Raw genomic sequence first — 11,520 nt, forward strand, 5'->3', positions numbered from 1 at the left:
GACCGCAATGACCACCACATGCGCGTCGGTGGTTCCGATATCATTCTGAATCAAGAGCCGGCCGTTCGACCGGGTCGCCATGGTATCGAGACCGGGATGGTTGAATTTCAGGGCGCGGGTCTCGTTGAGCCCCTGCATGAAACTTTCCACCGGCGTCCGGTCCTCGGGGTGCAAACCGAACACATGGGCGCCGCTCACGATCTCCTCGGAGCACTCTGCGGCCAGCCGGTTGAGTGCCTTGTGCAGGTCCATCACCAGCCGGTGCAGGCTATCGGCGCCGTCCTCCGTCACGCCGGTCAACTTCGCGACGCGCGCGATTTCGATTTCACCGGCGGCCTCAAGCAAACCGGCGGCGCGGATCGCGGTGAGCCGCGCTGTCATGGTTTCGCCCTCGGCCGATTGGCCGGCGCTCACCGCGCGGATCATCGTCGCCGCGTCGTCGCCGATTTCCTTCATCAGCCTGGCGAGATTGGGCGCGGCCATTCGTCCGTTGCCGGCGAGATGGGCGCCGCCGATCAGGGTTGCGAGCGCGGCGGGCGCTACGCCGGCGGCGCGGCATTCGACGTGCAAATCGGTGGCAGGGCGGTCGGGCTCCCGGGCATGATGGACGGCGGCCTGCAGCGCGCTCATGCGAACCTTGATCCGGTCGTTGGCAGCTAGTCCCTCCGCTACCAGCGATGGCAGGAGGATCTCTGCCTGTCCGAGCTGCTCGATAATCTGGGATTTCATGATCTGCCAACCAATGAGGGTGATACGCATATGCCCTGCATTGGCGACAGTTTCATTGCGCCAGATCATTCACGAGAATGTCATATTTCCGCGGCGCCACGGAGGTTCAGGTGCCGGTCCGCGTCTGTCTTCGACGATTTCGCTGCGCAACGGTGGAATGGCGAGATGTCGACCGCGCTGTTTCCGGGTGCTAGACGACCGCGCCTGCATCCCTGCCATAGGGCCACATCCAATTGCGAATTTCCGGCATGTCTTCGCCGTGCTCCCGCACATAGCGCGAATGCTCGATCAAGGCGTCGCGGAATTGCTGTTTGATACGGGCCGCGGCGATATTCAGTCCGGGAACGCGCTCGATCACCTCGATCGCCAGATGAAACCGGTCGAGTTTGTTCAGGACGACCATATCGAACGGCGTCGTCGTCGTGCCTTCTTCCGCGAAGCCGCGCACGTGCATCCCGGCGTGGTTGGTGCGGCTATAGGTCAGGCGATGGATCAAATAGGGATAGCCATGATAGGCAAAGATCACCGGCCGGTCGCATGTGAACATCCCGTCAAAATCGCGATCGCTGATGCCGTGCGGATGCTGGCTGTTCGGCTGCAGCGTCATCAGGTCGACCACATTGACAACCCGGATCCGAAGATCGGGCAGCGATTTGCGCAGCAAATCCACCGCGGCGAGCGTCTCCAGCGTCGGAACGTCGCCGGCACAGGCCATCACCACATCCGGCTCGAGGCCTTCGGTTTCGGTCCCGGCCCATGGCCAGATTCCAATGCCGGCATCGCAATGCGTTGCCGCTTGCTGCATGGTCAGCCATTGCGGCGCGGGCTGTTTGCCGGCGACGATGACGTTGATGCGGTCATAGGTCCGCAAACAATGGTCCGCGATCCACAGCAGCGTGTTGGCGTCCGGCGGAAAATACACCCGGACAATGTCGGCCTTCTTGTTGGCGACAAGATCGACGAAGCCGGGATCCTGATGGCTGAAGCCGTTGTGGTCCTGCCGCCAGACATGGGAGGTCAGGAGATAGTTGAGCGAGGCGATCGGGCGTCGCCAGGGCAGGCCACGTGAAACCTTCAACCACTTGGCGTGCTGGTTGAACATGGAATCCACGATGTGGATGAAGGCTTCGTAGCACGAGAAGAAGCCGTGCCTCCCGGTGAGCAGATATCCTTCGAGCCAGCCCTGGCAGAGGTGTTCGCTCAAGACCTCCATCACCCGGCCATCTTGCGCCAAATGAACGTCATAGGGTTCGATCCGCTCCATCCAGACCCGTTCGGTGACTTCGAACACGGCATCGAGCCGGTTTGAGGCGGTCTCGTCCGGTCCCATCAACCGGAAATTACGCGTCTCGGCGTTCATCCGCATGACGTCGCGCAGAAATTGTCCCATCAGGCGCGTTGCTTCGGCCTCACTGCCGCCGGGGCGGGGGACATCGACGGCGTGGTCGTGAAAGTCCGGCAGTTTGAGTTCGCGTTTCAGTAATCCACCATTGGCGTGCGGATTGGCGCCCATTCGCCGCTCGCCGTCGGGTGCCAGGGCCTGCAGTTCGGCCAGCAACCGGCCGTTTTTGTCGAACAGCGCATCGGGCTGATAGCTGCGCATCCACTGCTCGAGCAACTCAAGATGTCCGGCATTGCCGCGAGGGTTGGCGATCGGCACCTGGTGCGCGCGCCAGAAGCCTTCAACCTTCAGGCCATCGACTTCCTTCGGGCCGGTCCAGCCCTTGGGGCTGCGCAGCACGATCATTGGCCATTTTGGGCGGTCGCTGTTCTTGCGTCCGTCGCGCGCGGCTTGCTGGATGGTGCGGATGCGCTGCAGCGCGGTCTCCAGCGAGTCGGCCATCAGCCGATGCATCAGCCGGGGCTCGCTGCCTTCGACGAACAGCGGTTCATGGCCGTAGCCGGTGAAGAGATGGCGGATCTCATCGTCGCTCATTCGGCCGAGCACGGTGGGATTGGCGATCTTGTAGCCGTTGAGATGAAGGATCGGCAGCACCGCGCCATCGTGCGCGGGATTGAGAAATTTGTTGGAATGCCAGGACGCCGCGAGCGGGCCGGTCTCAGCTTCGCCGTCACCCACGACGCAGGCGACGATCAGGTCGGGATTGTCGAAAGCCGCGCCATAGGCGTGCACCAGCGCGTAGCCGAGTTCGCCGCCTTCGTGAATTGATCCCGGTGTTTCCGGCGCGGCGTGGCTGGGAATGCCGCCGGGGAACGAGAATTGACGGAACAATTTGCGCAGACCGTCGGTGTCGCGGCTGATGTCCGGATAAATCTCGCTGTAGCTGCCTTCGAGATAGGTGTTGGCTACCATCCCCGGGCCGCCGTGGCCGGGTCCGCAAATATAAATGACGTTCAGATCGGATGCGCGAATGGCGCGGTTGAGATGGGCGTAGACAAAATTGAGCCCCGGCGTGGTTCCCCAATGCCCCAACAGCCGCGGCTTGATGTGTTCCGGCCGCAGCGGCTCGTGGAGCAGGGGGTTGTCGAGCAGGTAGATCTGACCGACCGACAGGTAATTCGCGGCGCGCCAGTACTGATCGAGCAAATCCAGCTCACGGTCGTCCGCCGAACATTCATTGGTGCTTGGGGCTTGCATGGTGGCATTCCAGCGTTGGCCGTGGGCAACAAAATCGCCGGCCAATCGATCCATTTTCGAGGCGAGGATAGCGAGGGAATGTGTAGAGAAGGCGTCGGCAAGCTGTCCGGCCTCAAGGAGCGCATCCGACCACCGCAAACCCGCCCCAGCGTTGATCCTTGCGCAACGAAGCTGTGGATTGCTGGGTGGCCAGCCCGGTTTGCCCACCCCTCCGCAGAATGTTGTTCTTGATTTGTTCTCATGGCGTGCTATGTTCTGATCCATGAGCCGAGCATCCTCAAATGCCCTCAAGCACCCGCCGGTCACGGCGCCCTCCGAGCCGGCGGGTGCGCTTTCTCCTTTTCCCGAGTTGGCGGTGGCGATCGAGCGCGGGCGGCGGCGCGGCCGCGGCGCCCAGTCCAATGACAGCGGCCGTTTCGAGACCGAGGCGCGCGTCGCGTTCGACGACGGCTGGCAGAGCCTCGACGAACTGCCGCCGTTCAAGACCACCGTCGCCCTCGATACCGCGCGCAAAGTCATCACCCGCAATGAGTCTCCCGATATCGGCTTCGATCGTTCGATCAACCCCTACCGGGGCTGCGAGCATGGCTGCGTCTACTGCTTCGCGCGGCCGACGCATGCTTATCTCGGCCTGTCGCCCGGGCTCGATTTCGAATCGAAGCTGTTCGCCAAGCCCGACGCGCCGCAGCTTCTGGAAAAGGAGCTGGCGGCGCAGGATTACGAACCGCGCATGATCGCGATCGGGACCAACACCGATCCGTACCAGCCGATTGAGCGCGAGCGGAAGATCATGCGCGGCATTCTGGAAGTGCTGGATCGCACCTCGCATCCGGTAGGCATCGTGACAAAATCGGCGCTGGTGGTTCGCGACATCGATATTCTGGCGCGGATGGCGAAACGCAATCTCGTCAAGGTGGCGCTGTCGGTCACGACGCTCGATGCGGGACTTGCCCGCACCATGGAACCGCGGGCCTCGACCCCGGCGCGGCGGCTCGCGGCGCTGCGACAATTGTCGGACGCGGGAATTCCGACCACGGTGATGGTCGCGCCGGTGATCCCCGCGCTAAATGATATGGAAATAGAGCGTATTCTCGACGCGGCGGCCCATGCCGGGGTCAAGGAAGCCAGCTACGTGCTGCTGCGGCTGCCGCTGGAAGTACGTGACCTCTTTCGCGAATGGCTGATGGCCAATTATCCCGATCGCTATCGCCACATCTTTACCCTGATCCGCGACATGCGCGGCGGGCGCGACTATGATTCGCAATGGGGAGCGCGCATGAAAGGCACCGGGCCGATGGCCTGGATGATCGGACGAAGGTTCGAAATTGCCTGCGAAAAGCTCGGGCTCAACAAGCGGCGTTCGAAATTGACGACGGAGCATTTTGCTCGGCCGAAACGCAGCGGGCAGCAATTGAGCCTGTTCTAGAGGGCGTGAGAGGTCCAATGGATGATAACGCCCCCGAGCCGGTCGCTCGACTGACCATGGTGACGCTCGGCGTCAGCAACATGCGCGCCAGTATCGCGTTTTACGAGGCGCTCGGCTTTATGAGGAGATTCAAGGCCACGGGCGAGGTCGTCGCGTTCTTCGACACCGGCGGCACCGCGATCGGACTTTTTCCCTGGGATCAGCTGGCGAAAGACGTCACCCTGCCCGAGAGCCCGCGGCCGCAGGCGTTTCGCGGGATGACGTTGGCGTGGAACTGCCGCACCAGGGAAGAGGTCGACAGGGTTCTGGATTTCGCTGTCTCAAAAGGCGCCTCGCTGTTGAAACCTGCGCATGAGACGGACTATGGCGGCTATTCCGGATATTTTGCCGATCCGGACAACCATCCCTGGGAAGTCGTGGTCGCCCCGGGAATTGATGTGGGCGAGGATCGAAGGGTTCATTTGCCGGACTAGGGATTGAATAGCGGGAATTGCGCGTGATTCCCGGTTGCGCCGCGTGCCGGGCTTGCGCACGATCCCGGCATGATTCGGGACAAGTCCGGGAACAAGTCAAACAAGCCCGCCAAGGGCGTGATCGCGGTTGCGTCGCCGAGCTTTCGCCGCGAGCGCGCGCTGATCAAGCGCGGCATATGGCCGGTGGCCGGCTGCGACGAGGCCGGGCGCGGCCCGCTGGCGGGTCCGGTGGTGGCCGCAGCCGTCGTGCTCGATCCGAAGCGGATTCCCAAAGGCATCGACGATTCCAAGCGGCTGACCGCGGAACGCCGCGAGGAGCTGTTCGAGGAAATCTGCGCGACCGCATCGTTTGCGGTGACCTTCGCCTCGCCGGCGCGGATCGATCGCGACAATATCCTGCGCGCGTCGCTGTGGGCGCTTGAACGTGCGGTCAACGCGCTGCCGGACATGCCGCAGCATGTCTTCGTCGACGGCCGCGACCGGCTCGATACGGCCTGCGACTGCGAAGCCGTGATCGGCGGCGATGGGCTGGTGGTCTCGATCGCCGCGGCGTCGATCATCGCCAAAGTGACCCGCGACCGCCTGATGTGCGCGCTGGCGCAGGATTGCCCGGGCTACGGTTTCGAATCCCACAAGGGCTACGGCGTGCCGGAGCATCTCGAGGCGCTCGACCGGCTCGGTCCGACCGTGCATCATCGCCGCCTGTTTGCGCCGGTCGTCGCCGCGCGGGAAAAACATCAGCCGTGGACGGTCAAACGCGAACCGGATCTGTTCGTGCCGGAAGGACCTTTGGCGACCGGGATTTCTGCCTCAGTCTGACGCAGTTGCCTCAGCGGCTGACGCGCTCTATCACAAGTCCGAGATCGAATAGGCCGACGTGCGGGGCCGGCTCCAGGTTTTTCGGACGTTTCATGCGTTTCACATCCCTGATTATCGAATTGATCCGCGCTCGGCCGCGGTTGGTAGTCTGGCTTGTGGTGTTGCTTCAGGCGGCGCTGTGGCTGCTGATACCGGTGCTGTTGTATCGCAGCCCTCCCGGCGATCTGGCCACCGTGCTCGCCTATGGCCGGGAATACCAGGTGGGAACCGAACTCGGTCCGCCGCTCGCGTTCTGGCTCGCCGATATCGCGTTTCGCGCCGCGGGCAATCACCTGTTCGGCGTCTATCTGCTGGCGCAGCTTTGCGCGGTTGCGACGTTCTGGACGTTGTTTCTGCTGGCGCGCGCCGTTGTCGGTGGCCAACAGGCGGTGCTGGCGGTGCTCCTGACCATGACGGTCGTGGCGTTCAGTTCGCCCGGCGTCGAGTTCGGCCCGCTCGTGCTGGCGCGCCCGCTCTGGGCGCTGCTGCTGTTGCATTCCTGGAAACTCATCGGCCAGAACCGGCGCAATGCGTGGTTTGCATGGTCCATCGAAGCCGGACTCTTGCTGCTAACAACCTCTGCGGCGATCGGCCTGCTGGCGCTGGTGGCCGGATTTGCGCTTGCGACCGCGCGCGGACGGCGCATGCTGATGTCGTTCGATCCGCTGTTCGCCCTGCTGGTGATCGTCGTACTGGCGTTGCCTTATATCGTCTGGCTGATTCGCGCCGATACGCTTGTCTTGCCGAACTGGCCGGCCTTGGCGGATTTGAGCGGGCGGGCGCTGCACTGGGCCGGACTGCTCGGCGGCCTGTTGTTCGCAATAGCCGGCATCGTCATATTGATCGCGCTGAATTCCGGCTGGTTCAGCCGCAACCCGGAAGAGGCGCCAATCATTTTTCGGCCACCGGTCGATCCGCTGGCGCGCGATTTTGTCTATTTCTTCGCGATCGGCCCCGCGCTGGCGGCAAGCCTGATTTCCGGCCTGTTCGATCTCGACCGCGTCGTCGGCGGGGTGGGCATCGCGCTCTTGATGTCGGGGCTGGCGACGATTGTCGCGGCCGGCGATCTGATTCCTCTGCGCCGCCAGCGGGTCCTGCGTTCGGTCTGGGCGGCCGCCATCTTGGCCCCCGCGGTCGCAGTCATCGCGACCACGCTGTTTCTGCCCTGGACCGGAAGCGGCGAGGTGGCGACGTCGTTGCCCGCGACCGCGATCGCGTATTTTTTTGATGACAGCTTCGAGCGGCGGACCAACCAGCGGCTCCGCGCGGTGAGCGGCGACGCCCAGCTTGCGACGCTGATCACGTTGAGCCCCACGCGTCCCCATCTGTTTCTTGCCGCGACGCCGGAACGGACGCCATGGTTGAATTTCGCCAAATTCAAGGAAACCGGCGGTGTCGTGGTCTGGCGCGCATTGGACACGGCCGGCACGCCGCCGGCCGAGATCGCGCGGCAGTTTCCCGGCCTGGTGCCCGAGGTGCCGCGGGCGTTCGAGTGGCTGGTGAATGGACGACAGCCGCTGCTTCGGATCGGCTGGGCCATCGTGCGGCCGAGGGCGCCGTGAGAACATCGGCGTGCCCCGGACGCTGCGCAGCGCGCCACAGTTGCGGCGTGGTGCGCTGCTGATCCGGGGTCCATCTTGTTGAATGCTCGTGGGTCCCGGTTCTGCGGAGCAGCGTAAAGGACGCTGCACCGCGCCCGGGACACGAGACGCTCACGATGCGGGACTTTTTCGCTCTTCCAGCGCTTTCGCGATCGCGCGCAAGTCCTGCCAGGCCATGCGCTTGTAGGACGGCGAGCGCAACAGATAGGCCGGATGGAACGTGGCGATCGCGCGGATCACGCGGGTGCCGGTGTCGTAATCGAACCAGCGCCCGCGGGTTTTCATGATGCCTTCGCGCGTCAACAGCAGGGTTTGGGTGGAGGGATTGCCGAGCGTCACCAGCACATCCGGATTGACCAGTTCGATCTGCCGCTGGATGAACGGCAGGCAGATCTGCGTCTCTTGCGGCGTCGGCGTGCGGTTGCCCGGCGGTCGCCATGGAATGACATTGGCGATGTAGGCTCTGCTGCGGTCGAGCCCGATCGCCGCCATCATCCGGTCCAGCAGCTTGCCGGAGCGCCCGACGAAAGGCAGTCCCTCGATGTCTTCCTCGCGCCCGGGCGCCTCGCCGACGAACATGATGCGGGCGTGCGGGTTACCGTCGGCGAACACCAGGCGCGTCGCGGTGGCTTTGAGCGCACAGCCGTCGAAATTCTCGAGCAGGCCGCGCAGCACCTCCAGCGAAGGTGCGGTCCGCGCCGCTCCCCGCGCCGACGCGATGGCGGCCTCCGGCGCCGGCGCTGCTTCGGCGCGGACAGCCGGGATCGCGGCTGGTACGGTCCTGACCGACCGCGCAGGGGTCATTTCGCTGGACGCAGGGGCGGTGTCGGGATCCGATAGCCGGTTGACCGGTTCCTCGGTCAGCGCACAGTCGACCCCGGCCCCCAGATAAAAGGCCAGCAATTGCTGGACGGTAGGCGCGGGATCAGGCGTCATGAAACGATATCACAGGCATTCCCGCAATCTAGGCCGGATCGCGCTGCAACGAAACGCCTCAAGCGGCATTTCCATGTTGTTCTTCCCGCAAAAATCGGAAACAAACGGCCCGTGGACGATCTCTATAAGCTTTCTCAACCGGCCCTGAGACCAGATCATGAGCACCGAAGAACTGCCGCCGCGCGAATCCATGGAATTCGATGTCGTGATCGTCGGCGCCGGGCCGTCGGGCCTCGCCGCGGCGATCCGGCTGAAGCAGCTTAATGCCGATCTCACCGTGGTGGTGGTCGAGAAGGGCTCCGAGGTCGGCGCTCATATTCTATCGGGCGCGGTGATCGATCCGGTAGCGCTCGATCAACTGGTTCCGGACTGGCGCGAGGACGCCGATTGCCCGCTCAAGACGCAGGTCAGCGAAGACCGGTTCTATTGGAACACGGCGAGCGCCGCGATCCGGTTGCCGAACATCATGATGCCGCCACTGATGAGCAACCATCACTGCTATATCGGCTCGCTCGGCCAGCTGTGTCGCTGGCTGGCGCGCAAGGCGGAGGCGCTCGGCGTCGAGATCTATCCGGGCTTTGCCGCGGCGGAGGTGCTCTACGACGACAAGGGCGCGGTGCGCGGCATCGCGACCGGCGACATGGGGGTTGCCAAGGATGGCTCGCACAAATCGTCCTACACGCGCGGCATGGAACTGCTCGGCAAATACACGCTGTTCGCCGAGGGCGCCCGCGGCAGCCTTACCAAGCAGCTGATCGCGAAATTCTCGCTCGACGCCGGCTGCGAACCGCCGAAATTCGGCATCGGCCTCAAGGAGGTCTGGCAGATCGACCCGGCCAGGCACCGCAAAGGTCTGATCCAGCACGCGTTCGGCTGGCCGTTGAACAATTCAACCGGCGGCGGCTCGTTCCTCTACCATTACGACGACAATCTGGTGGCGGTCGGCTTCGTCGTGCACCTCAATTACGACGATCCGTATCTGTCGCCGTTCGATGAGTTTCAGCGCTTCAAAACCCATCCCGCGATCCGCACCTTGTTCGAAGGCGGCAAGCGGCTCGCCTATGGCGCGCGCGCCATCACCGAGGGCGGCTATCAGTCGGTGCCGCGCCTGACCTTTGCGGGCGGCGCGCTGATCGGCTGCGCGGCGGGTCTTGTCAACGTGCCGCGCATCAAGGGCGTGCACAACGCGGTGGGTAGCGGCATGCTGGCTGCCGAACACGTCCATGCCGCGCTCGGCGCCGGCCGCGCCAACGATGAAGTGGTCGACTACGAAAATAGTTGGCGCAATTCGCAGGTCGGCAAGGATCTCTATCCGGTTCGCAACGCCAAACCGCTGTGGTCGAAATTCGGCACCATGCTCGGCGTCGCGCTCGGCGGTATCGACATGTGGTGCAACACGTTCGGTTTCTCGCTGTTCGGAACCCAATCGCACGCCAAGCCCGACCGCAAGACGCTCGATCCGGCGAAGGCGCACACGCCGATCGCGCCGCCGAAGCCGGACGGCAAACTCACTTTCGACCGGCTGTCGTCAGTGTTCCTCTCCAACACCAATCACGAAGAGGACCAGCCGGTTCATCTGAAGGTCGCCGACATGAACCTGCAGAAGACCTCCGAGCACGACATCTATGCCGGCCCGTCCAACCGTTACTGCCCGGCCGGCGTCTACGAGTGGGTCGAGGAGGCCACCGGGCCACGGTTCCAGATCAACGCCCAGAACTGCGTCCATTGCAAAACCTGCGACGTGAAGGATCCGAACGGCAACATCACCTGGGTTCCGCCGGAGGGCGGCGGCGGACCCAATTATGAGGCGATGTGACCACGATTGCGTGACCACGTTCGGCCGGTCGGCCACGATACCGCCATGTTGGAAGCGCTTTCAGGCGGTATTGGAGGCGACCGGGCCGTTCCCACCAATCGATTTGCCAGCCCGTATCCTTGCGGTTGAACGCTAAAAGCGGCATTGTCGCATGGCTTGATGCCGCCTGCCGGGTTTGCATTCGAGACTGATCACAAGATCCTGCCGTAAATCCTTGAGCTGAAGGCGAACCGTGATGTTTTCCATTCGATTCAATCGCTGGACGATTGCCGCTATTGCCTTCACTGCGCTGGTGCTGCCCGGCTCGGTTTCGGCGCAGACGCCCGAGCATCCCGCCGACAACTCCGCGCAATTCCCCTCCAGCCACGATCTGAAAATGCTGACGATGTCGGGCAGCTATCTGGCCGCCCGTCACGCCAGCGTCGAGCGCGACGCCAGTGCGGCGGCGGCCTTCTATCGCTCGGCGCTTCGCATCGATCCGAAGAATAATGAATTGCTCGATCGCGCGTTCATTTCCTCGCTGGCGGACGGCGATATCGACGAGGCCGTGAAGCTTGCCGACCGCATTCTGACGGTCGACAAATCCAATCGCGTTGCCCGCCTTGTCATCGGCGTGCGCGATCTGAAGCAGAAGAAATACGCGAGCGCACAGACCAATATCAACCAGTCGATACGCGGGCCGATCACGGATCTGGTCGCCACGCTGCTGTCGGGCTGGGCCAGTTACGGCGCCGGCGACAGCAAATCGGCCGTCGCCAACATCGACAAGCTGACCGGTCCGGAATGGTACCCGATCTTCAAGGACCTGCATTCCGGCATGATCCTGGAACTGGCCGGCAAGGAAAAGGACGCCGGCGTCCGCCTGGAGCGGGCCTACAAGCTCGAGGACTCCATGCTGCGCGTGGCCGACGACTATGCGCGCTGGCTGTCGCGCAACAAGGACGACGCGTCGGCGACGGCGGTCTATGAGGCCTTCGACAAGAAGCTCCCGCGGCATCCGCTGGTACTGGAAGGCCTGCGCGAGACCAGGGCCGGCAAGAAGCTGCCGCCGCTGGTCGATTCGGCGCAGACCGGCGCCGCCG

The 11,520-nt window shown here is 63.6% G+C and carries 7 protein-coding genes and 2 pseudogenes; 6 read left to right on the plus strand and 3 right to left on the minus strand.

From position 1 onward, the window contains the following. Positions 1–729, minus strand: a pseudogene (locus E8A46_RS11205) (hypothetical protein); the annotation flags it as partial. 190 nt (positions 730–919) lie between these two features. After that, positions 920–3,328 (minus strand): phosphoketolase family protein, encoded by a 2,409-nt coding sequence (locus E8A46_RS11210; RefSeq protein ID WP_291560456.1) that lies wholly within the window; start codon positions 3,326–3,328, stop codon positions 920–922. Between the two features lie 262 nt (positions 3,329–3,590). Here E8A46_RS11210 and E8A46_RS11215 point away from each other — a divergent pair, with 262 nt between their 5' ends. The 4 genes from E8A46_RS11215 (at position 3,591) to E8A46_RS11230 (ending at position 7,647) form a co-directional block, all read left to right on the plus strand. Then, on the plus strand, positions 3,591–4,754 hold the full coding sequence (locus tag E8A46_RS11215; RefSeq protein WP_291560457.1) for a PA0069 family radical SAM protein: 1,164 nt from the start codon (positions 3,591–3,593) through the stop codon (positions 4,752–4,754). A 17-nt stretch (positions 4,755–4,771) separates the two neighbouring features. Then, entirely contained in the window at positions 4,772–5,227 is a 456-nt protein-coding gene (locus tag E8A46_RS11220) for a VOC family protein (RefSeq protein ID WP_291560458.1), read from the plus strand. A gap of 69 nt (positions 5,228–5,296) precedes the next feature. Further along, positions 5,297–6,046 (plus strand): ribonuclease HII, encoded by a 750-nt coding sequence (locus E8A46_RS11225; RefSeq protein ID WP_291560459.1) that lies wholly within the window; start codon positions 5,297–5,299, stop codon positions 6,044–6,046. A 92-nt stretch (positions 6,047–6,138) separates the two neighbouring features. Next, positions 6,139–7,647, plus strand: coding sequence for a glycosyltransferase family 39 protein (locus tag E8A46_RS11230; RefSeq protein WP_291560460.1), 1,509 nt, complete (start codon positions 6,139–6,141; stop codon positions 7,645–7,647). Positions 7,648–7,797: 150 nt separating this feature from the next. Here E8A46_RS11230 and E8A46_RS11235 read toward each other — a convergent pair whose 3' ends face one another. Continuing rightward, entirely contained in the window at positions 7,798–8,622 is an 825-nt protein-coding gene (locus E8A46_RS11235; protein ID WP_291560462.1) for a uracil-DNA glycosylase, read from the minus strand. A 157-nt stretch (positions 8,623–8,779) separates the two neighbouring features. On the opposite strand from E8A46_RS11235, the gene E8A46_RS11240 reads away from it, so the two are divergent. Both E8A46_RS11240 and E8A46_RS11245 read left to right on the plus strand, forming a co-directional pair. After that, positions 8,780–10,438 (plus strand): electron transfer flavoprotein-ubiquinone oxidoreductase, encoded by a 1,659-nt coding sequence (locus E8A46_RS11240; protein ID WP_291560463.1) that lies wholly within the window; start codon positions 8,780–8,782, stop codon positions 10,436–10,438. Positions 10,439–10,673: 235 nt separating this feature from the next. Then, positions 10,674–11,520, plus strand: a pseudogene (locus tag E8A46_RS11245) (hypothetical protein); the annotation flags it as partial.

This window comes from Bradyrhizobium sp. (assembly GCF_004799445.1).
Taxonomy (GTDB): Bacteria; Pseudomonadota; Alphaproteobacteria; order Rhizobiales; family Xanthobacteraceae; genus Bradyrhizobium.